Below are 22,756 nucleotides of genomic sequence, written 5' to 3' on the forward strand. Positions count from 1 at the left end.
ATCTGCTTCGCGTTGTCAGGATGGACAGTTATCAAGTTGGAGAGTCGCTTAGTGAATAAGATTAGCTTAAATTATAAATTAGTCCTGTTTTCTCGATTCTAGTCTCTCGCTTCTCGCCTCACATTTCCTCCAAATACGGTATCGACGTCTGTGCACCAAATCTCTGCACGGAGAGCGTAGCGGCTTTTAGGGCAAAGGCAACAGCCTCTTGGATATTTTTTCCATTACCCAAAGCCACTGCCAAAGCTCCACAAAAGGTATCCCCGGCAGCAGTTGTATCCTTTACCTCCACTTTGGTAGTGGGAATGATTCCCTGAAAGGTATCAGTAAATAGAAATGCACCGACAGCTCCCATAGTAATGATGACGCGTTGCATTCCTTTATTCCTCAATCTTGAAGCAGCTTGATAAGCCGAAGCTTCTCCTATCACTTTGATTCCGGTCAAATACTCGGCTTCGGTTTCATTAGGACAAATTAAGTAAAGAAGAGGAAATATACTGTCAGGCAAATCCGATGCGGGTGCAGGGTTGAGGATGATCCTTTTGCCCAAACCATAGGCTTTTTGGCAAGATTCCATCACCACAGCAATTGGCACCTCTAGTTGGACAAGCAAAATATCCGCTCGCTGAAATGGTTCTGAAGCTGCTGCTATATCTGCTACTGAAAGGCTGTGATTGGCACCGGGAGCGACGATAATGGTATTTTCACCTGACTTATCCACGGTGATCAAAGCTACACCGGAAGGTTGGTCAAGGTTCTGTTTTATAAAAGAGGTGTCTATTCCCTCCTTTTTATAATTCTCGAGGTTTTGATCTCCAAAAAGATCCTTTCCCAATTGGGTAATAAAGCAGACATCCCCTCCTAATCTGGCAGCAGCCACTGCTTGGTTGGCACCTTTTCCTCCCGGAATCAAAGAAAAATCTCCTCCAATGATCGTTTCACCGGGAACAGGAAAATGATCAGACCGGATTACCATGTCCATATTGGCGGATCCGATGACAAGTATATTGGGTTTATTTTTGTCCATCACCTTACAAATAAGAAATAGTGGGTTTCATCAAACTAACCTATTCCAAGACTGATTTTCGGTTGTCTAAACTTTTATGAAAGCCCGATTTAAAGTAATATTATGCTGTGCTAATCTAAAAATAGCAATTTACCCTGAGATAATCCAAATTTACCTTGAAGGGGTATTTATTAACAACAAACCCGAAAGACAATGAAAAAATACTTACCCCAAGTTTCCAGAAGGAAATTTTTAGGAACCTCTCTACTGAGTGCTGCAGGACTATCTTTTTTACCCGGAATTAGTTTTGCCTCCAACCAAATCCAACCCGGTGACGTCCATCAAATCAGGTTGGGATTCATTGGGGTGGGGCGTCAATCAATGGGGCTTCTCAATGGCATGATGCGAATTCCCGGTGTGGAAATAATGGCATGTGCAGATGTCTATGAAATCAAAAGGGAGAGGTTTAAGCTTAGAGTAAACAAAATCAGCGCTGAGTTGGGAAAACCCACTCCGACTATTGGTGCTTATAAAGATTACAAGGAACTTCTGGCAAGGCAAGACATCGATGCCGTTGTAATTGCCTCACCGGACCATTGGCATGCCCTCATGGCGATAGATGCCTGCAAAGCCGGAAAGGATATCTACCTCGAAAAACCGCTTACCCTGACCATCAAGGAAGGTCAAGAACTAGTCAAAGCTGTAAGGTCGCATGGCACGATTCTAGCCGTTGGCAGTCAGCAGCGCTCCGATGTCAACTTCCAACATGCTGCGCGCATGGTGTTGAAAGGGAGAATCGGAAAAGTAAAACAGGTGCTCGTGCATGTCGGTCAACCTGAACACCCGGTTCCCTATGACCTTGAAAAGCAGGAAATCCCTGAAGGCTTAGACTGGAAAACATGGCTCGGTCCTTTGCCGGAATTACACTTCAATGAAAAACTAAATCCATCCATTTCGCTCCAACCTGAACAAAATGAAAAACTTTGGGGCGCATGGCGATCCTATAAGGAAACAGGCGGTGGCTATATGACCGATTGGGGCGCACACATGTTTGACATCGCACAGTGGGGCTTGGGTATGGACAGAAGCGCTCCTGTCAAAGTCATTCCCGCCAAAGACGGAAAACCTTTGACCTACCTTTATGCCAATGGGGTAGAAATGATCGTCGGTCCTTTTGACGGGAACAGGCAAGGCGTTCAGTTTATTGGTGAGGATGGTTGGATCAAAGTATCGAGGGGCAATTTTGATTCCTCGGACAAAAGTCTCCAACCTGTTATGGAGTTGCCAAAATTACGTTATCCACAACATCATTGGGATTTTATAGATTCTGTCATCAAAAGGAAGGATCCTATCGTCCCTGTGGAAGTCGGCCACAGTACATGCGTAGTCTGCACAATTGGAAATATTGCCGCGGAATTGGGACGTCCATTGAATTGGGATCCCGTGGCCCAAAAATTCATCAAAGACAAAAAGGCAAACGCCAGATTGCATTACAATTACGAAAACGGATATAAGCTTTAAACCCATCATATTATGAATAAAAGAAGAGATTTCTTAAAAATATCTGGCGCATTGGCATTGGGAAGTATCCTTGCCCCCCCAGATTTATTTGCAGCACCATTTGCCAAAAAGCCAATAGGGTTACAGTTATATTCGGTCAGAAAAGACATGACGGATGATCCCCAAGGCACATTGCGGCTTGTTTCTTCTATCGGTTATAAACACCTTGAAAATGCAAATTATGAAGATGGCTTGGTATATGGTATGGAGCCAGTATTTTATCGAAAATACATAGAAGATTTGGGGCTGAAGTTGCAGAGTGCCCATGTCGGTGGGCCCCAATACGATCCTGCCAAAAAGCAAGAGGCATTGGAGTGGTGGAAAAAAGCTGCCGATGACCATAAAAGGATGGGCGCCAAATACCTGATCAAACCTTCTATGCCTATCCCAAAAACATTGGCAGAATTGGATGTATGGTGTGATTATTACAATTCGGTGGGAGAAGTGACCAAGAAATCAGGTTTGATGTTTGGATTTCATAACCATGCCAGGGAGTTTGAAAAAATCGAAGGAACTATCATGATGGACCATATGATCAAAAACACTGACCCGAAACTTGTCTGCTTCGAACTCGATGTGTATTGGTCTCAAAAAGGTGGATATCCTGCTGTGGATTACCTTAATAAATATGCGGGAAGGTTCCCTCTTCTCCATATCAAAGATGAAGAGGAAATCGGGGCAAGTGGTACCATGGACTTCAAACCGATCTTTGAGGCAGCCTATGCCCAAGGCATGAAGGATTTCTATGTAGAAGTAGAAAGGTATAATTTTGAACCTATCGAAAGTGTTCTAAAAAGTTTTGAATATTTGAATAAAGCTTCTTACGTAAAATAAGCTGAAACCAAGTAAGTAAGACAGGCTGTTAAATAATCATTTAATAGCCTGTCAAATAAACCCGGAAACTTATGAAAAAACAACACTTATCCACATTTCTGATTTTGCTCAGCACGGCTATTTTATGGTCATGTGGCAATCAAGGAACTTCCGAAAATAAGGAGACTTCACAGGATTTGACAGGGCTGTTTACTCCTAATCCGCAGGAAATGACAGAACAGCCTGTTGGCAAATTGGCCATTGGTGATCAGGCACCATTCTTTAACCTACCCGATGTGGAAGGTAAAATGGTCTCTATCGAAGATTTTAAAGATGCAGATGTATTGGTCATCAACTTCACCTGCAACCACTGCCCAACAGCCCAAGCTTATGAGGACAGGTTTATCACTTTGGTCGAGGAATACAAGGGCAAAAGCGTGGCTTTTTTAGCCATTTCACCAAACAGTCCAATAGGTATATTGCCAGAGGAATTGGGTTATACTGACCTCGGTGACGATTACAAAAGCATGCAGATCAGGTATGTGGATAAAAAATATAATTTCCCATATCTATATGATGGCGATACGCATGAATATTCATTGGCGTATGGCCCGACAGCTACACCTCAGGTATTTGTATTTGACAAAGACAGAAAACTGAGTTACTCAGGCAGAATAGATGCTTCCGAAAAACCAGGAACCGCCAATGCAGAAGACCTCCGGAACGCCATCGAAAAAACTTTGGCCGGAGAACCTTTGCCTGTGGATAAGTCTATCACGCCAGCCTTCGGTTGCTCGACAAAATGGGCTTGGAAAAATGAATATACCATCAAGACAAACGAGGAATGGAAGAAAAAACCGGTTGAAGTACAAAAGATATCCACAACCGGATTGGCTGATCTACTCAAGAATGATACTGATAAATTATTGCTGATCAACTTTTGGGCAACGTGGTGCGGTCCCTGTGTGATTGAGTATCCGGAGTTTATCGAAATCCAACGGATGTATATGGGTCGGGATTTTCAGTTTGTTTCTCTCAGCATGGATAATCCAAATCAGGAAGATAAGGTCTTGAAGTTTCTTCAAAGCAAATACTCGGCTGTACCAAATTACCTGATCGACACAGAAGACAAATACGCAGTGATCGATGTGGTTAAAAACGAATGGGACGGCAGTCTGCCAATCACACTTCTGATCGAACCGGGAGGAAAAATGGCTTATAAAAGATTGGGTGAAATCAATGCGATGGAGTTAAAAAGAGCTATTGTCGATCACCCGATGATTGGGAGGTATTATTAATTGAGTTAATTGGTTATTTGGTCCCGATAGCTATCGGGATGGTTAATGGTTAATTGATTGGCTAGGTTAAAGTAGAAAATTGTCTTTTCGATTTGGAAGGGCAATTATTTTGGAATGTGCCAAATCTTCACCCACTTAAGATAAAAGAAGCATTGTAGATAATTCGAAAATTCCTGCTTGATCTTAAACAGTTGGGATGAAAGAGAAGTTATCAACATTACCAATACTTTTCAAATACTTCAAATTAGTTAGACAAATGGAAAAAATTAACATTAGCTACACAGCTACCGCAATCAATACCGGCGGAAGAAGGGGACATGTGAGGACAGATGACGGCATGTTGGATTTTGATGTGGCGATGCCAAAGGAAATAGGCGGACCAGGAGGAAAAACCAACCCTGAACAGTTATTTGCCGCAGGCTATGCCACTTGCTTTGGAGGAACATTGGCTGCCATTGCCAAAGGAATTAGCTTAAGCGATTCAGAAATTACCGTTAAAGTTCACACAGGAGTTTCCGATAAGGGAGGTTATGCATTGGCTGTGGACATTGCAGTCAGCATCCCTAAAGCGTCATCTTTAGAAGAAGCCCAGGAATTGGCAGAAGCTGCCCATGCTGAATGCATCTATTCCAAAGCTGTGAAGGGTAATATTGAAGTGAATGTGAAGGCTGTATAAACTGGTTTTTAACTCAAAAAACTAAGGGTGAAAAATCCTAAAAAAATTCCCTTAAAAACATGTTTTTCAGTTTTTAATTGGTCTTTATGAGATTCTTCACCCGTATTGTTTTGTGGTCAGCAAGACGCGATAATTTAGAAAAATCTTTCGGAGTTTTCAATACTTACGAAAAATTATAAACCTTTTTAGGATAGATTAACCAGTAAAAAGTCATTTTGGACGGCCAAACCTCCCCTTCCAAGCAATTAATTATTTATTGCTCTAATGGATTTCTGAATAGAAGGAAAATTTTACTTTTCCATAAATTTTTTAAGCAAGTCTTTAGAATGGCTTTTTACTTTATTCTGAACCAATGGCGACCAACCCAACAACACCCCTTTGAAGCCCAATGCCATTCTTGACCATTTCCACAAATCAAACTTATCGGTGTGTTTGATGATTTTGCCATCCTTGAATTCAAACTCTGCTTTGATTTTGTTGTGCACGATTCTTTTTTCGGAACCGAAAGGGTAGATAGCTTCCCACTTAGCTTCCCCTGAATTGCGCACTACTTTGACATCTGAAAAGGTAACTTTGAGGTTTCCTTTACTCCGAGCGAGGAGCATCTTCCACATACTTTTGGCTTCTTCTCCTTTGAGTGCACCAAAAACAGGATCTTCAAAAATTATCTCCTTATGGTAACAAGAGAGCATTTCTTCCACTTTTCCTTTTGCGAAAGCGTTATAAAAATTGTGGATAACTTTGGAATTGTCCATGTTTTTCAGAGAGCTAGAGTTGTTTCAAAAGTTAACGAATAAAAAAATATTAACCGCAAAGGACGCTAAGGTTTCGCTATGGGGCGCAATTTGAAGTATAAGTTATTTTATTTTACCAAAGACACTGAGAACACAGAGTTTGCAGTCGAGTATGAAAAGTTTTTTTTACCGCAATTGACGCTAAGGTTTCGCTAAGGGGAGCAATATTTTGCGCCTTTGCAACTTTGCGGGACATTTTTCAGCAATATTTTACCGCGATGGGCGCAAGGGTTTCGCTAAGAGCGCAATGGGCTTTTATTTGCGACTTTGCGGGATACTTCATTTCTGGGCTTACGTGAATTCCCTTTCCTTAGTGTCTTTGTGGGATTATTAATCTCGAGCTTGCGAGCTTACCTATCCATGAACATATCCTTCAACTCATTCATCGGCAACTCCTCCAATACCTCCCTCTTAGACACCCCCTCTTCGTCTCCCCAACGGACAAGCCTTACAAATCCATCTGCAATCTCTATCCCCGAAATACTGTTGTCACTGTAGCAGCAGCAACCTGTATTGAAATACGTGGGCTTATACTTCGGCAGGTCAGCAACTCCCAAAGTACACTGACTAGGGTGGCGCTTGATCTTTTCTTCCAATTCGGCGACTTTATCCACATTCTCTGCTTTCTTCGCCTCTTCCAATTGTGCCCGAAGCTGTTGGATATGGCTATAGGAGTGAAAGATAGGTTGGTGGGTATGGCCGGTCACCAAGACTACATTTTCCTGCTGCTGACTCCATTCGTACATGAGTTTGTTGTGGAGGGTTTTCTCCTTTTGGCTGAGTGCGGGGGTGTTGATGTTGATATCCAAAAATGACTGCAAAGGCCCCCAAATGTAGGCGACAAACCAAATGGAAAACTTGTTCCCATCGCTCCTTTTGTCCCCCTGATGTCCGTGGGTACAAAAGACATCGATATGTCTCCCGTCTTGGTACTTTACCCGGACAACAATGCCTCCGTAAATATTGATGGCTTTGTCATAGATTTCCCGGAGGTACATATTCGCAAAAGGATCTATTTTCCAAAATAAGTCATGGTTGCCATAGATCTTGAAAAAAGCATTCCGCTTCACAAACTTCTTCTCCACCTCAAAGGTCTTTTTATTGTGCTGCATAATGGAGAAGATGTTGAACTTCCAAAACTCTTCGCTGTCGCCCAAATTGATGTAGAAAGAACCCTTTTCATTGTAGTGTTCCAATGCGCTGAGGTAATTGTTCTCAGCATGCCGAAACTCGTCCCTGCCTTTCCTGTTGCCCTTGTGCACATCGCTGAGGATGATAAAGCTGTTGCCACGCATGTCGAGGTTGTAAAGTGCGCCTTCTTCCGGTTTGGGGTTTTGGGTGATATCCTTATAGATTTCCGTCAACCGTTTGAATACATATTCCTTGTCGGGTGAGGAGGAAATCTTTTTGGAAAACCAAATGGTGGGCTTCCGCAACACAAAAACTATGGGTGATTTGAGGATTTGAAAGAATCGTTGGAACATGGATTAAAAATAGGAAAAAAATTGATTGGAGGGTTGGGATTGTTGTAGTGGTTGTAGTGGTTAAAATGGTTGTAATTGTTGAAGTGGTTGAAGTGGTTGTAGTGGTTGTAGTGGTTGTAGTGGTTGTAATTGTTGTCTGCTTCGCGTTGTCAGGTTGCCAAACGTCACCCTGAGGTACGAAGGGTCTCTTGGTACATGGTTGTCGGGTTTCTGCTTCGCGTTGTCGGGTTATCGGGTTGTAATTGTTGTAGTGGTTGTAGTGGTTGTAATTGTTGTAGTGGTTGTAATTGTTTTCGTTGTTGTCTGATTGTCTGCCGTGCGTTGTCAAGATGTCGAATATCAGCGACGTCATCCTGAGTACCCAACTTTTGTAAATGTTCAGAAAGAGGAATGACATGTTGGAATAAAGAGGTTCAATAGGAATGTGGCTTTAGCCCATTCAAAAATAAAAGCCAAGCAACAAATCGGCTTTAGCCAAAACATTGAGACAGAATTGAGATGTCCGGAGCTCTGATGATGTCATTGGTAACCTGAGGTACCAATGAAGGATCTCATATATTTTAGGAGAGACCCTTCGCAGCACTCAGGGTGACGACTCCGACTATTACAATATTGGTTTGTGTAAAACCCCGAATGGGTGACATGATTATAGAATAAAAAGAAAAATAAACCCTTTCCGGTTTTGGCAGATTGGATGCCCAATCATAAAGGTGGCTTTCCGCCAAAACAGGGAAGGGATTGAACGCCTGCAGGGGTAAAAAGATTAAGCTGATAGTCTTGGAAAAGTACAAAAATTGAAATTATCGGAATAATTATATGGTTTCTTAGAAATTGGTCAAAAGTTAACGAATGGTGGGGGAGGGTATAACGGAAGGTGGGGGGAAGGTGGGAGGAAGGTGGGGGGAAAGTGGGGGGAAATTCCTGTTTTTTAGAGATTTTATAGCATTATTTCTTATAGAATTGATTTATTTCAAGTTTAAAGAAATTGTTTTATTTCGGGAAATCGGTTGGAAATCTTGCTTGGCCTTCTTCCTATCCGATAGAAAAGTAAAAGACCAATTCGATTTTTAAGATCAAATTCCTAAAGAGCGGTTGTGAAAATAGCAACGTTGAAAAAATTATGAAATGAGTTTCATCACAAAAATACTTGGGACCATAATAACCTGTTGTCGGAAAAGGACTTATTGGATTCATCATGACTTGCTCTTGATTTACAAAATGTAAATTACAAAACGTAAATCGTGCATCATTTTTCTGTTGCCGAGGGGGTAAGCTCGCACTATCCCTTACTTTGGTACTACTTTGGTATTACTTTGCTACTACTCTGGTACGGCTTTGCAAGGGATTTGAGGGGGAGCTGGGAGAAGTCATTTATAGATATTTTTTCTTTTCTGGAATCACTCCACGGACACCACCTTCTGGGTTATCCACATCACCGGCGTACCTAGGAATAAGATGGATATGTACATGGTTGACTGTTTGGCCAGCAGATTCACCGATATTTATACCAACATTAAATCCATCTGGTCCATACTTTTTTTGGAGGATTTCTTTCACATAATTCAGCATAAAAGTACAGGCAGATTGTTCCCGAAAGCTCAAATCAAAATAGTTATCCACATGCCTTTTTGGAATGATCAAGGAATGCCCCTTTGAAACAGGAAATTTGTCCAACATAGAAAAAGCTGTGGCTGATTCGGCTAAAAGTGTACTATCTGAAGAAGGATTACAAAATGGGCAAAAATCTTCTAATAAATCCTTATTCTTTTGGTTGAATGGCCTATACTCATAAATTTCGCAGCTTTCGTTTTTGAAAATAGAAACAAAAGGAAGGATCACGTTGCATTGATAGGTTGGTTTTTGGTGGATTTTATGAGTTCTAAACCCCTCATAAGTAACATCTCTTCTAACAGCGAAATAGGCTTTTCCAGTTGGTTTTAATAGCTGTGAAATTTCCATCAGTACTCTCGTTTGTTCTTCCTGCATCAGGACATTGAGTACATAAAAACAGATAATGGTATCGAACTGCTTTTGTGGATAACTTGGAAAATAATGCCTATCATATCCGACAATATCAATCCCTTTCTGTTTCAAAACCTCCACATCCTTTCCAAAACCACATCCAAAGTCCAAGACCTCTCCCAATAATAATCCCTTGTTCAAAACATGCCTTGCAGGAAAAGAAATTGATTCCCTTTCTTTGGCGGTGAGGTGATTGTAGGAGTTTAATTTTTTGGATTCCATTCTTCAAAACCTCTTGTTGAAATTAAATATTGGCAAGTTTCCTTAAGTTTATCTATGGCCGGTTTCTGCCAATTTTCAAAAGTGGAGTTTCCCAAAAGAGTAATTCTCATTTCTTTTTCAAATCTCTCAGGAAAACTTTTTTGAATCAATTCCCAATAATGAAGAATTAAATCTCTCCTACCTTCAATCAATTGAGTTGAAGGAATCTTATCTCTTTTTAAATTATTAATTTTTTGACTTGAAGGGAGGAGATTCCATAAATCGTTGTTTTTCCATACTGAAAAGGGAATTAAATGGTCGATATCATATGAATCAATAGAATGGCCAGTCCAAACGCATTGTACTTTACCATCTTTATTCAATATGGATTGATATATTTTTTTTGATTCCTTGATATCTCTTTCTGTAATTGGGCTTATTAATACATCATGAAGAACCTTTTCAAAAGGTAAAATATTCTTGGAAGCATTAACTGAAAATTCTGCCCATTTAAACAGAATAGAATCTTGTCCACTTAGAAAGCTTCCTAAAATCTGAAATGCGCCATGATAATCAATAGGGATTGAAAATTCCCCAAAATTTGAAATCAAATAGGATAAATCGATTTTAATAGGATTTTGAATCCTTAAACCTGGATGATATTGGAAAATGGAGTAATAATCAGGGTTAATTGAACGACCAATATATTTCATCGGATTTGAGGTAATTGTATCCTTTAACTTCTTAAGAAGTTTTAAGAAATTCTCATGTTGATCCATAGGAATACCATTTTTCCTTAGGTCATTGTAAAATACCGAAAAACCTCCTTTGTCATTATAATCAGCAATAATCTCTTTAAAAAGGGTTTCAAAAGCTAGCTTTGTTTCCCCATGAATTTGGGGGATGAATGATTTGGAAGCCAAAATTGGATAATAAAAAAGAAGCCATTTTTCAATTAAAAGACCTAACGGAATATAAATCCTTGATTCTTTTTGAACGATAAATGGAGAGTTTTCAAGAATAACATCTATTGTACCCCTTAACAAGGCAAACTTATAGGTTGAAACTTTGCTATCCCTCTCGATTATTTTGCTAATGTTTGAAAAGATCTCATCTCTCATTTATAAAAATGGTTTTTAATTAAACTTAAAATAGATAGCAAGCATAAATTTTCTTTAATTGGAAATTCCTTTTTTAAAGAACCCATAATCTTTGTCAATTAGTAATGCTCGGTCAAGAAAAGAATTGAACTCCTCGCAGGCGTTTTCTGGAACCAAAGTACAAGAGTAGCAAGCGGCCATATTTAAACCACCGATTCCTTGTCCATCATCAGTATTATAGCAAATGGGGTCAGAAGCACAATCTGAGGCTCTGTTTAATGCCGATTTTAAGATTCGTGTTATTTGTTGTTCCGTTGCTTGGGAAACTAATCCTCCAAAACTGCCCTCCGCACCTGCCACGGTATAAATTAACAGACCTTGCATATTTTGCTCATCAATAAAAAGTCTTTCATTTAATGAGGTTGCAGGATAACCACATAAAAATTCCAATTCTTTAATTAGGATATGTGAAATCGTATGAATTAAAACAAACCTTGCTAAGTGTCTTTCTGAAAGAAATTTTTCTCGAACTCCTTTGTATTCGTGATTTATTGCATTTTGAAAAAGAGTATTTACCCTCATTAAAAAAGATTGACTTCCTAGTGAGTTATCAATCCACTTTTCAATTTGTTCATTTGAGAATGCAATAAAAATGCCTTCACCAAAGCTTTCTACTGCTGGCAAATATTTGGTGTCTAGCTTCCATTTAGAAGTAAATTTCCCTTCAATTGTTGTATAAGTTTCTCCTGTGTCTGACATAAAAACATCACTTGTCATTGGTTCCTGTCTAGTGAAACCTGTCTGAACAGATGTAATCTTTAGTTTTTTTATACCGATAAGCTGTTCAATACCAAGTTTTATTAGGTTAGAAATTTCAACTTTATTGAAAATCAAATTTCTCGAGGGGTCTTCATACTTTGAGCCAACAGATTTGGTTAAAAAATTATATTCAGTTAAGCGATATTCTAATTCAGGAGCGTACTGATTGACTTGCTTATTTTCAATGTATTTTTTTATAACCTCAATTGGGTATTTCTTTTTAAGTGCACGGAAAATAAAATCAGCATCTTCATTCTCATCAATCCATTCATCAATGCTTTCTTGGTCTTCAATTATTATTCCTTTGTCTGTTGGGAGGAAAATACTTGAAACCATTATAGGGTAATAAACGCTATTACTTGTTCTGATTACTGGTTTAAAAAACACTCTGACATCTTTACCCTCTTTTTGGATTTTGTTTCCTTCATCATCTTTCAGATATTTTTTAAATACTCTCAGACCAAACAAACCTGCTAAATTGATTTCACGTCCTTTTCTTTCGCAATCATCATTAACACATTTAATTCTAATACCTGCTAAGTCAGAGAACTTGTTTGATTTAAGATATCGTAAGTCTTGTTTATCGCAACATGGGTTTCCATAGTCAAGCAAAATAGAACCATTTTCCGAGTCTTCGTCTTTTACTACTTTTTGGGCTGTAGTCCATAACTCCCAAGGGATGTCTTTTATTTCACCATCAGGCGAAGTCATTATGAATCTTAATTGCTCTAATTCAGGAGCATATTTTTTCTCGCTTTTTTCATAACAAATCCCGCATTTTGGTGGTGCAAAGTCCTTTTTAGTAGCTGTTCTCCCTTTCACATTTTTCCATATGTCCCACCATTGGTTAATAGGCTTAAAACATTCACATTTATTACAATAAAACCATTTTGGAAAGAATATCGCACTAATTGTTTCATCTTCATTTTCTGGTATGTCTGCACGTTTACTTGATGAAACATTGTCTGGTACGTGTACAAAAGCTTCTAGCCTTGAAAATCCGCTTTTATGATTAAGTCTTTGTAGGAGTCTTTCATCATTAATGTGAAAGGCACTGGGGATATTAATAATCCATTGACCATCTTTATATTCGCCTTTAAAGAATGGCCATCTATCAAAATCCTCAATCATTAAAGCACCATATGGTGTTTCAATTAAAGAGCCTGAACCACCATAAGCACTAATCACCTTTCTAGTTTGAATTTTTACAAACTTTTTATCTGAACTTGTATTTCTATTTTGTAGTGCCATTAGTAAACTGATTTTATTTCTACAAAAGTATCTGTGTCTATTTCCCTCATAGATTGCATTGTTGCCCAATCCACACCATCGTCTTGTCGTTCGGTTGGTCGTTTTAGAAGTGACTTATATGTTAACTTACTTCCCAAACTTGCTCTATTTTGCCAATCTTCAATTAAATCGTTTATAGAACTAATAAAATATGAGGTTATATCAGGGTCATCGCCAAATCTATTATTTATGAAATTAATAAATTCATCTGCTTTTACTTTTTCAAAATATCTTGCAGAATCATCTTTAGCCATAGCAGGAATTTTATTTCTTATGTATGTTACAAAGGCTGTTGTAAGCATTTTATCAATTGTGTTTTCAGTGAATGGTGTAATACTTATAGGTTCAACACATTTGTAAAAAGCACTATGGAAATTTATGAAATGCTCGAAATATGATTTTTCTCGTGCCCTATTCGGGTCTAGAAGTGTTATAGCTAAACCCTTGGTTTTTCTACCAACACGACTCGATGCTTGTATGTATTCTGCAATGTTTTTAGGCATTCCATTTAATACCATAATATTTAGTCTGCTAATATCGATTCCCACGGAAATCATATTTGTTGCAAGAACAAAGTCAACAACATCAGTCAGGTATTTCAGTCCCTTTTCTCTTGTAACTAATTTACTTTCATCAAAAGGTTTCTCAATTTCCTTAAGCACTGATTTGATTTTCGCACTTTCAACGCGACTTGTCAATTCTTCTGTTCTGCTAGGAATACCATAAAAGTTAAATGAATACTCATCAAATGGCTGGAAGATTTGACTCAAACGATATTGCAAAGTAGATGTGAAATTTGAAACTTCATCGCCCACCTTGTTATATATCTTTCCTACGTCCTTTAGGCTGTTATAATAAGATACTATTGTCCAATAGTTGTCTGTGCTTGATTTAGTTTCTAAGTTTTTAAAGACCTCAAGTCGTGAAACCAATAAATGAGCAAGTAATTGTAATTGTGTGTCAATCGCTGTTTTGCCTGTTGGCATAAAACCGATATATCTTCTTTTACTTTCCTTACTTTCTTTTGCAAAGAAACTATCATCATAATTTATTCCCGATGGTGGAAACACATTGACTTTCCGATTACCATATAATCTTTTTATTTGTAAATCGGTATTTCGAGTTGTTGCAGTTGATGAAATGATTTTAGGGCCAATTCCATTTTTTGTGCATAATAATTCTATAGTACTTTCGAATAAAGCTGTTACTGAACCCAAAGGACCGTTTAAAAGGTGTAATTCATCTTGTATTATCAAATCTGGTGGAAGTCCTTCATCTGTATTTGCTTTAAAAAAATTGTGTGCATTCTCTTGCCAAGCCAACATTGCAAACTTATCAACTGTTCCGAATAATAGTGTAGGAGGGTTTTGATATAAAACTTCATCGACAACCTGTATTGGTAGGCGTTTATGGAAAGTGCACCTTTGATTCAAACAATGAATTATGAAATCACTTCTTTTTGATTTGAATCCATATTTCCAAACCTCCTTGCCATTATTGTTTTTAACTTTTGAAATTGACTTTGTGCCACACCAAGGGCAACTACTTATTTGAAACTCATTGTATTTATGAGGGTCTCCATTATTACCTTTTTGTGCTTCCGCCTCCATTCCATACTTTTCACCGTCAAGCAGTTTATTAGCTTCTTGAATTGTATTTGGCGTTGATGCTTGCCCTACCCAAAGTCCAATAGTAATTTCATTCCCTTCACCATCTTTCAGGTCGTTTTTAAACTCTTTCTGCTTTCGTAAAAATTCAAGTGAGGAAATTAATCTTGATGCTCTTTCAAATTGCTGTGCAGTTAATAGCCTGAGAGTATATCTCATTATTACAGAAGTACCTCCAAAATTTAATTCGTTATTTATTCTCCTGTAAGCAATTGTAAAGGCAGTAACTGCCAAATAAGCTTCGGTTTTACCACCACCTGTTGGAAACCAAATTAAGTCAACAGTATTCTTTTGTTGTCTTTTCTCAGGTTTGACCATTTCTTCAAGGCTCAATATGAAAAAAGCTAATTGAAATGGTCTGTATTTTGGAATAAATCCTAATTGTTTTTTTGAGTCATAGGTCTTAAAAAATTCAAGATTGTCAAAGTTTAATTCAATATCAAATTCGCTAATTTCCTTTTCAACTTTCCCCAATCTTTTGTCATTTGAAACAATCAATTGAATAAGCATTGCAGTATTCGCAATCTTAAAAGCCCTAAATACTTTATCATCATTTAATAAATCAACATTGAAATTTAATCTGTTGAAATTTTCCTTTTGCCTGTCTAGTAATCGATTAGCTATTTCTTTTTCTGCTCTGTTAAGTTTTTTAACCTCAGTTTCTTGTTTTTCAATCCACTCTTTGTAGCTTTTAACAAAGCGTTTTAAATTGGCTATGACAGTTTCCTTTGGTAAGCCCCAATTTGAAAGATTTCTTATATCAAGGCAATCGTCAAGACTATTATCATCAAATTCATTTATAACATCTTTTATGTTTTGTTCAGGCAAAAAAGTGGTTTCTGCTAACGTGTGATTTTCATTCCATTTCGCAGAACAGTTATGTCCAACGGCATAGCTATTTACATTTCTGTATATGAATTCAATTTCTTCTGCTTCTTTATCTTCGAGCTCTGCATCTGGGTAATATGTGGACAAAGTATGGTCTTTATATTCAGTGATTCCCTCTGATTTTATAGAAATTACTGTTTGAAATAGGCATTTTTTATTTAAGGGTTCTGATTTATTTGAAAATCTATTTGAGGGGTGTTTCTCAGTTAAGTTTACTATTTGAACTTTTATATAATTTGAATTTGAAGCAGGATAAACCTTTATGTTATAGCCAACTCTTGTGTCTTTGTATATTCCATCACCAAGATTTAGTAAAATGGGCTTGCTTGTGTTTTCAATTACTATCTTTTCGGTAATTTGAAAATCTTTCCGCTTCCAAACTCGACTCACTAGTTTCTCCAAATAGTTTATGTAATAGTATGCAGAGAAATATCCACCTTCTTCAGTTTGGCGTTTTAGATTACTGAAATGTTTGAATTTATCTAATTGACCATATTCTCCATTTTCCCTTTCAGGCTTTGATTGTTCTCCTTTTAAATCTCTTTCAAGAAACATAAAGCCTTCCTCATATTTCAATATGTCTCTCCAAGCCAATGGAATAGGAAAACCTTCTTCAAAAAATGAATCGTATCCCGCTTGATTTATTTTAATTTTAATCTCTGATTGCTTTGGTTGATAGTATTGTCCGAAAGAAAAGGTAACATCTATTGTCTTAATATCTTTTTGCAAAGCAACTGATAGGCCTAAGTTGGTTGGGAAGAAGTTGTTTTGGCTTATTTTAAGTTCATTATCGTTTGGGTTGGCTATGCCAGATAACTTTGTTTCAACTTCCTTTTGTTTTTCAAGGTCTTCTTCATTTGTTTCTTTTGACTCGATTGGGGCATCACTTTCTGCATCTGCATTTTCCTTTTCATCAATCGTCTTACAAATAGTTTTGTCAGGAAAAACAATGCCGCTAAAATACCTTTGTAATGGATAATCGGAAATAATTTCTTCGCTATCCCCAACTCCCCAAGTATCTGAACCTGGGCCAATCATTCCTTTCTGAATTCTGCTTTGTATTATGTCCCTAGCTTTTTCGTCTAGAATATCAAATTGACTCATCTTCTTCTGTAATTAAAATGTTTTTAATAGTTCTTTCTGGTGCTGCTTTTTGAATGAAAATTTTTATCTCATCTTCCTTAAAATTTGAAAGTACCTTACCTATATTTTTTCCATCGCTTACAATATATTCCATAACATCGTCACTCAAATCTCTGCCTAAAGAAATCATAATTCCTCTGTAGAATCTTTTGCTCTTTTTTATTGATTCAAAATTTTCATTGAGAACCTGGTCATTTAGTGTTGATTTAACTGCAATTAAATTTTTTGCTGAATTTGGAAATCGTTCTTTATCTTCTTTGGTCAACCATTTTTTTATGGTCAATGGATTGGAAATAGTTAATCCTGATTTTTTCAGTTCTTTCAACAAATCCGTTTCAGTGTAAAAAGTATTATAATGTGTTTTTGTACGGAAAAATCTTAAAAGAGCTTCTTTCCAAATTTTAGAATCGGAGTCCACTTTATTAAACCTACCTTTTGAATCTTGTTGGGCAGCTATTTCAAAAAGTTTTTCTTTGGAGAGATTATTATAAATCCTGACGCTATCTTTTTGAATTAAGTTTGACACTTTGCTTTTAGTCCAACCACCATTACTATAGAGTAGCACGTTTTTTGATCCATCTGAAATAATCTTTTCTTCTCTTTCCTCAAATTCAATTTCATAGTTGACAAGCTCGGTCTCTTCATAGTTATATTCCTTACTATCTTTTTGTGACTTGTCGTGCAGGTTTTCTATTAAGTCTGATACCTTAATTTCAATAGGTGCAATTTCATATTTCAAGCCTGTTATCTTTTCCCTATCGCTAGATGTATATTCTCTAATTATCTCATTGAAATAGCGGTTATTTAAGTTTTCCAAAATTTCCATTTCTTCTTGATAACACAAGATTTTATATTGATGCCTTGTATTTAAAATGTTTTTAACAACATCAAATGGCTGGCTCCCATTGCCGAATACGCTTAAAATGGCAACTTGCTTAACGGTTGTATAATTGTTGTGGATTTTCAGAAACTCCTTAAGGGAAAGTAACTTAGTTTTCGAATTGAATTCATTTTTCCAATTAGACAGTAATGGTTCCGGCACAATTATGATGTCATAATCAAAACTATTTAGCAATTTTAATTTATCGTTTTTGAATTGGTTGAAAATCTCGTTTATCAATTGTTCAACCTTAACTATTTCTTCACTCGAATCAATGTTTTGATTGTATAAATTCTCAATAATAACCTCATTACTAACCTTTAAAAGTAAATGCCTTACATACTCTAATTGATTAACATTCCTGCTATTTGATTCTTTTGATAACACTAACGGGTACAGGAACTTTCTTAAGGTTTTAGCATTATTTAGACTTATTGAAAATGTAGATTCTAATTCACTTAAAAATGATTGCAATGAGTTAATCGCATCCTCAAAAAGATTTGATGGCACAGAATATGGCTCAATTTTGCCTAGAAATAAATTTTCAAGTAAAGCATATTCTTCATAAGTCCAACGCCATTTAATAAATTGTCCATTATTGTCTTCAAAGCCCTCATTGCCAAGAATTACACAATTCGGAATTTCTCCTTCTCTTAAGTATCTCTTAATTTTTGTCAGGTCATTGTCCTTATATTTATTCTTACCAATGACAATTAAGCTTTCAATTTTAACTCCTTTTTCCAAAACATATTCTTCCAAAGTTTCAAAATCCGGAACACAAAGAATCATAGGTTCAATGGGAATATGATTCCAAGATTCAGTGCCATTTTTTGAAATCCATCTTATCGGAATTGCTTTTAATATATCAATTTCTGTGTATGTTTGATTTTTAATTTCGTCATCAAACTCTTTCTTTTCTAAAATGATCGCAGATTTGTAGTTAAATTTTGAGGGGACGTAATCTGTTCCAAAAACCAAATTGAAAAGTTTTTTATAATCATCGAATTTAGTTCGTACTTTCCTGCTCGAAATATCTGCGTTGGTAATTATATATTTTTTTAATGACTTATTCGAAACAGATGGCTTTTGACCATTGCTACTAATTAAAAAATGGGTTCCATCAGGGTTTTTTTTAACATATTTATATCTATATCCATCTAATTGGAGGATGTCACCTTCATTGTATTCGGTCTTATCATCACAATAATTTTTAAAAAACAGAGATATAGCAACAGCTAAAACAGTTGGAAATTGGGAAAGTAAGGGCAATTCTTTTTCAAAATACTCAATGAAAAGATTTCTATTTTTGTTAAGAGCTCTATCAATCAAATAAAAATTTATCGATTGAAAATCTGATAAATTGAAAGAATCAAGATTATACTCATTTCTTAAATTTTGGCGTGATCGATCAAGTAAACTTAAGGTATATTCTCTAATTTCATTCATAATAAATACTTTCTGAAAATCGTTCTTCATTGAAAAAAATCAAATTAGTTGTTTTTTTAACGGATTTGTGCATTTGGTGAAAAAAATTATCTATTAATTTTTTCTTTTACTACTTTCTAATGTTTTCATGTTCCTTTCCATCATCTCATTTTTCAAAAAACCTTTTACACTAAAAAAGCACTCATCAAATTTTCGGCTAATCAAACGACTAAGTCAAGCTTTGAAAAAATATCAAAATTTAATCCTCCAAACACCCAATCCCCTCCTTACTATCCTTTCCAAATGGAGGAAGGATGCGGTAGGTTTCGATACGTTGTTGGATGGGGGCATCTTCCATTTGGTAACTTGGGGTGTAGCGCACCTTATCCCAATAGGTAGATTTCGGAGAGGTGGCTCTCAGGTCTCCGGTTTCGGTCATCCAAGCCAATAGTTGGGTTTTCAGCTGTTCTTTGACTGCTTGAGATTCTGGTTCGGCAGCTAGGTTGTATAATTGATTGGGGTCCTTGACCACGTCATACAATTCCTCCTCGGGTCTGATGCCAAAGGAAAGGGCAAAAAAATCTGGTTTTCCGGGTTTGGATTTGCCTTCCGCGTTCATGATGAGAAACTTTGTGATGGAATGGTCTACATCTCCATATTGACCTACAGCTTGGTGGACTGTCGGGTCGCCGGCGGGATTGCGCTCGGGCATGGGGTTCCAAATATAGAGGTATTGGTGGTTTCTGATTCCCCGCATGGGGTAGCTGAGGTCGCCCTTGCGTACATTTGCATGCCGCTCACGCTCGAGGTATACCTGATCCCGGTTTTGTTTTTTGCCTTCCAATAGTGCCCAAAGGGATTGTCCACTCATGTCATTGACTTCCTGACCTGCCGCTTCGATAAAGCTCGGAGCAAAGTCCACAAAATTTACAAAATCGTCAATGACAGTTCCCGGTTTGGCTTTTGCAGGCCACCGAATCACCAAGGGCATCCGGGTGCCAAGGTCATAGAGGTTGGCTTTGGCACGGGGAAAAGGCATGCCGTTATCACTTGTCATCACGATGATGGTATTGTCGAGTTCACCGATCTCTTCGAGTTGGGAGATGAGTTGTCCACATTCCCTGTCAAAGCGCTCTATCTCAAAATAATAGTCCAGGATATCATTCCGCACACAGTCATTGTCAGGAAAAAATCCAGGGACAATGACATCAGACAACTTCATGCCGCTTTGGATTCCGGTGTTGGTTTCGTATTCGCGGTGCGGATCGCTGCTGCCAAACCAAAAGGTAAAAGGTTGGTCTTTGGGTCTTTGGTCCAAAAAGGTCTTGAAGTCTTCAAATTGCTTTCCGGCAGGATTGTGGGCGAGGCCGGAGACCAAAAATTCTCCCGGTCCCCAACCTTTGCGGGTGGAACCTGTGAAGTAACCGGCTTGCTCGAGGATGCTGACATAGGTGGGATATTGGGCGGGAAATTCTGACCAAAGATTTCCCCCGGATTCATTTTGGTGTGGATATCTTCCCAGCAAAATCGAGGCGCGGGAAGGTGAACAGGAAGGAGAAGCGGTATAGGCATTGGTAAACAAGGCGCCTTCTGTAGCAAGTCTGTCAAAAGTAGGTGTCCGAACCACAGGATCTCCATATACGCCGGCATGTGGATAAGACCAATCATCGGCAATCAGAAAAAGGATGTTTGGGGGCTTTGGAGATGCCTTTTCCATTTCTTTCTTTCCACATGAAAAAAGAAGTAGAAAGGAAAAAAAGAGGAGATGGGATGGTTTCATGTTTGGGTCTGGTTTTGGGTAGTCAGTAAAATGCCAAACCAAAATTTAATACTTATGTACTTCTTAAAAAAATTGAATCCGGTAAAACCGCTCTGAAGGGGCCGATTTTCGACTTGTATCAATGTTGCGATAATGTGTCTAGCTCAATTGTGAACGCAGTGCGTTCGCAATTGGAAAAGTGAGATAAAACTGTCGAAACCAATTTAATTGTCTGTAAGAAAACCCTGATCAGAATTGAGGTTCTAAGGTCTCCGCTAATGATTTGATGAGAAAATTCTCTCATTCCCGAAAACCATTTTTCTTATTCCTACAAATCAAAAATTAAGGCTTTGATAGTCCGATTCCAAGGGAAAAATCCGAAATTGATATTTGTATATGTATCTAACCCAAAAGACCATGAAGGATTCCATCGTATTTTCGTTATTTCTCCTGATAGCCATTTCCTGTACCCAATCCAAAAACACCATGAAAGCAAACAGTTCAATAGAAATCTTGGATGAAGCAGCGTTGAGTCTCATCAATCCGGATGCAAAAATTGAGGTAATTTCACAAGGATATGCATGGACAGAGGGACCGCTTTGGTTGGAGAAGGAACAGAAGCTATTATTTTCAGATATTCCAAACAACTCGATTTTTCAGATTGATGCTTCCGGAGAAACAAGCCTTTACCTCAATCCCTCAGGTTATACCGGTGAAACTGCCCGGGGAGGAGAGACTGGTTCCAATGCTTTGATTTTGGATCCACAGGGGAATCTCGTGCTTTGCCAGCATGGAGACCGTAGGATGGCTAAGATGAACGCGCCTTTGGATCAGCCCAAGGCAGATTTTGTAAGCATTGTGGATAACTATCAGGGCAAGCGGCTCAACAGCCCGAATGATGCAATCTATGACAAGGCGGGAAATTTATACTTCACTGACCCACCTTATGGCTTGGAATTTAATGTGGACGATCCGGCTAAGGAACTTGATTTTCAAGGAATTTTTTGCCTGAAGACAGATGGGGAACTCCTCCTTGTGGACACGCTTTCCCGACCCAATGGCATCACTTTTTCACCGGACCAATCAAAATTAATTGTGGCCAACTCAGATTCAAAACAAGCAGTTTGGTTTCAATATGACATTGTTTCTCCAGGAGTGGTGGAAAACAGAAAGTTGTTTTTTGATGCAACATCGTATGTAGGAAAGCCAGGATATAATGGTTCACCTGACGGTATGAAAATGCACAGTTCGGGCAATCTATTTGCAACTGGACCGGGAGGAGTTTGGCTTTTTGATGCTAATGGGAAAGCTTTGGCTAGGATAGTTACAGGAGAGGCAACTTCTAATTGTGCTTTTTCGGCTGATGAAAAGACGCTATATATCACTGCAGATAATTATGTGTTGAAGATGGGGTTGAAGTGATTCTTTTCCCACACTAAGGGAATTAATTTCACGCAGAGACGCAGGGCCGCAAAAAAATAAAAGATGTCCCGCAAAGATTCTAAGAGGCAAAGAAAAATTTTACCTCAGAGGGCACGTAGAAAATGATATTATATCACGCAAAGACGCAGGGACGCAAAAAAAAAGAGCACTAATTTTCTTGAAAAAGTGTCCCGCAAAGACGCAAAGAAAAACATCAATAAAATATGGGATTCTTCACCTCCGCAAGCTCCGGTTCAGAATGACGTTAATAGAAAAACATCTGTGAAAATCTGTGTGCATCAGTGGTAAATATTTTTTCCTGCAGATATCAGAAAAAAAAGAGAGTGTGTCTCACAAAGGCACAAAAACACAAAGAAAAAGTAACAGCCTGAAGAAAGGCACCTTGCGTTCTTGGCGAAACCATTGCGATCATTGCGGTAAAAATTGTCCCGCAAAGGCGCGAAGACACAAAGAAAAATGCCAATAAAATATGGGATTCTTCACCTCCG

The 22,756-nt window shown here is 38.0% G+C and carries 14 protein-coding genes; 5 read left to right on the forward strand and 9 right to left on the reverse strand.

The window, feature by feature from the left end; all coding sequences use genetic code 11:
• Positions 1 to 118: 118 nt before the first annotated feature.
• Positions 119 to 1,027 carry a ribokinase gene (gene rbsK, locus M3O96_RS04660; RefSeq protein ID WP_249719138.1) on the reverse strand — a complete coding sequence of 303 codons (909 nt, stop codon included), beginning with the start codon at positions 1,025 to 1,027 and terminating at the stop codon, positions 119 to 121.
• 192 nt (positions 1,028 to 1,219) lie between these two features.
• On the opposite strand from rbsK, the gene M3O96_RS04665 reads away from it, so the two are divergent.
• From M3O96_RS04665 to M3O96_RS04680, 4 genes are all read left to right on the forward strand, one after another.
• On the forward strand, positions 1,220 to 2,527 hold the full coding sequence (locus M3O96_RS04665) for a Gfo/Idh/MocA family protein (RefSeq protein WP_249719139.1): 1,308 nt from the start codon (positions 1,220 to 1,222) through the stop codon (positions 2,525 to 2,527).
• A gap of 12 nt (positions 2,528 to 2,539) precedes the next feature.
• The gene (locus tag M3O96_RS04670; RefSeq protein ID WP_249719140.1) at positions 2,540 to 3,400 is read left to right on the forward strand and encodes a sugar phosphate isomerase/epimerase family protein; all 861 of its coding nucleotides are present in this window, start codon (positions 2,540 to 2,542) and stop codon (positions 3,398 to 3,400) included.
• A 71-nt stretch (positions 3,401 to 3,471) separates the two neighbouring features.
• Complete coding sequence (locus M3O96_RS04675) at positions 3,472 to 4,677, forward strand: redoxin domain-containing protein (RefSeq protein ID WP_249719141.1); 1,206 nt, start codon at positions 3,472 to 3,474, stop codon at positions 4,675 to 4,677.
• A gap of 256 nt (positions 4,678 to 4,933) precedes the next feature.
• Positions 4,934 to 5,353, forward strand: a complete 420-nt coding sequence (locus M3O96_RS04680) for an Ohr family peroxiredoxin (protein WP_241124929.1) — start codon at positions 4,934 to 4,936, stop codon at positions 5,351 to 5,353.
• A gap of 290 nt (positions 5,354 to 5,643) precedes the next feature.
• On the opposite strand, the gene M3O96_RS04685 is transcribed toward M3O96_RS04680, so the two are convergent.
• The 8 genes from M3O96_RS04685 to M3O96_RS04720 form a co-directional block, all read right to left on the reverse strand.
• Positions 5,644 to 6,108 carry a nuclear transport factor 2 family protein gene (locus tag M3O96_RS04685; protein WP_241124930.1) on the reverse strand — a complete coding sequence of 155 codons (465 nt, stop codon included), beginning with the start codon at positions 6,106 to 6,108 and terminating at the stop codon, positions 5,644 to 5,646.
• 389 nt (positions 6,109 to 6,497) lie between these two features.
• The gene (locus tag M3O96_RS04690; protein WP_249719142.1) at positions 6,498 to 7,631 is read right to left on the reverse strand and encodes a metallophosphoesterase; all 1,134 of its coding nucleotides are present in this window, start codon (positions 7,629 to 7,631) and stop codon (positions 6,498 to 6,500) included.
• A 1,371-nt stretch (positions 7,632 to 9,002) separates the two neighbouring features.
• Positions 9,003 to 9,875 (reverse strand): HIT family protein, encoded by an 873-nt coding sequence (locus M3O96_RS04695; RefSeq protein WP_249719143.1) that lies wholly within the window; start codon positions 9,873 to 9,875, stop codon positions 9,003 to 9,005.
• Complete coding sequence (locus M3O96_RS04700; protein WP_249719144.1) at positions 9,857 to 10,975, reverse strand: DUF8808 domain-containing protein; 1,119 nt, start codon at positions 10,973 to 10,975, stop codon at positions 9,857 to 9,859. Before M3O96_RS04700 ends, M3O96_RS04695 begins: the two co-directional genes overlap by 19 nt.
• 54 nt (positions 10,976 to 11,029) lie before the next feature.
• On the reverse strand, positions 11,030 to 13,024 hold the full coding sequence (gene drmB / locus M3O96_RS04705) for an MrfA Zn-binding domain-containing protein (protein ID WP_249719145.1): 1,995 nt from the start codon (positions 13,022 to 13,024) through the stop codon (positions 11,030 to 11,032).
• Positions 13,024 to 16,722 (reverse strand): helicase-related protein, encoded by a 3,699-nt coding sequence (locus M3O96_RS04710; RefSeq protein WP_249719146.1) that lies wholly within the window; start codon positions 16,720 to 16,722, stop codon positions 13,024 to 13,026. Before M3O96_RS04710 ends, drmB begins: the two co-directional genes overlap by 1 nt.
• Complete coding sequence (locus M3O96_RS04715) at positions 16,709 to 19,087, reverse strand: DISARM anti-phage system protein DrmE domain-containing protein (protein WP_249719147.1); 2,379 nt, start codon at positions 19,085 to 19,087, stop codon at positions 16,709 to 16,711. The genes M3O96_RS04710 and M3O96_RS04715 overlap by 14 nt, the downstream gene beginning before the upstream one ends.
• Positions 19,088 to 19,325: 238 nt before the next feature.
• Positions 19,326 to 20,846, reverse strand: a complete 1,521-nt coding sequence (locus M3O96_RS04720) for a sulfatase family protein (protein WP_249719148.1) — start codon at positions 20,844 to 20,846, stop codon at positions 19,326 to 19,328.
• 396 nt (positions 20,847 to 21,242) lie between these two features.
• Between M3O96_RS04720 and M3O96_RS04725 the strand changes: the two genes are divergently transcribed.
• A complete protein-coding gene (locus tag M3O96_RS04725; protein ID WP_249719149.1) occupies positions 21,243 to 22,247 on the forward strand; it encodes an SMP-30/gluconolactonase/LRE family protein in 1,005 nt (334 codons plus the stop codon).
• Positions 22,248 to 22,756 lie beyond the last annotated feature (509 nt).

It is taken from the genome of Aquiflexum sp. TKW24L (genome assembly GCF_023502205.1).
Lineage (GTDB): Bacteria > Bacteroidota > Bacteroidia > Cytophagales > Cyclobacteriaceae > Cognataquiflexum.

What these genes read in the sequence shown, in the direction of transcription:
- M3O96_RS04665 (WP_249719139.1), top strand. Translation starts at nt 1,220, where the DNA reads ATGAAAAAATACTTACCCCAAGTTTCCAGAAGGAAATTTTTAGGAACC.
- M3O96_RS04725 (WP_249719149.1), top strand. Translation starts at nt 21,243, where the DNA reads ATGAAGGATTCCATCGTATTTTCGTTATTTCTCCTGATAGCCATTTCC.
- drmB (WP_249719145.1), bottom strand. Translation starts at nt 13,024, where the DNA reads ATGGCACTACAAAATAGAAATACAAGTTCAGATAAAAAGTTTGTAAAA.
- M3O96_RS04685 (WP_241124930.1), bottom strand. Translation starts at nt 6,108, where the DNA reads ATGGACAATTCCAAAGTTATCCACAATTTTTATAACGCTTTCGCAAAA.
- M3O96_RS04670 (WP_249719140.1), top strand. Translation starts at nt 2,540, where the DNA reads ATGAATAAAAGAAGAGATTTCTTAAAAATATCTGGCGCATTGGCATTG.
- M3O96_RS04700 (WP_249719144.1), bottom strand. Translation starts at nt 10,975, where the DNA reads ATGAGAGATGAGATCTTTTCAAACATTAGCAAAATAATCGAGAGGGAT.
- M3O96_RS04680 (WP_241124929.1), top strand. Translation starts at nt 4,934, where the DNA reads ATGGAAAAAATTAACATTAGCTACACAGCTACCGCAATCAATACCGGC.
- M3O96_RS04715 (WP_249719147.1), bottom strand. Translation starts at nt 19,087, where the DNA reads ATGAATGAAATTAGAGAATATACCTTAAGTTTACTTGATCGATCACGC.
- M3O96_RS04720 (WP_249719148.1), bottom strand. Translation starts at nt 20,846, where the DNA reads ATGAAACCATCCCATCTCCTCTTTTTTTCCTTTCTACTTCTTTTTTCA.
- M3O96_RS04675 (WP_249719141.1), top strand. Translation starts at nt 3,472, where the DNA reads ATGAAAAAACAACACTTATCCACATTTCTGATTTTGCTCAGCACGGCT.
- M3O96_RS04690 (WP_249719142.1), bottom strand. Translation starts at nt 7,631, where the DNA reads ATGTTCCAACGATTCTTTCAAATCCTCAAATCACCCATAGTTTTTGTG.
- M3O96_RS04695 (WP_249719143.1), bottom strand. Translation starts at nt 9,875, where the DNA reads ATGGAATCCAAAAAATTAAACTCCTACAATCACCTCACCGCCAAAGAA.
- rbsK (WP_249719138.1), bottom strand. Translation starts at nt 1,027, where the DNA reads ATGGACAAAAATAAACCCAATATACTTGTCATCGGATCCGCCAATATG.
- M3O96_RS04710 (WP_249719146.1), bottom strand. Translation starts at nt 16,722, where the DNA reads ATGAGTCAATTTGATATTCTAGACGAAAAAGCTAGGGACATAATACAA.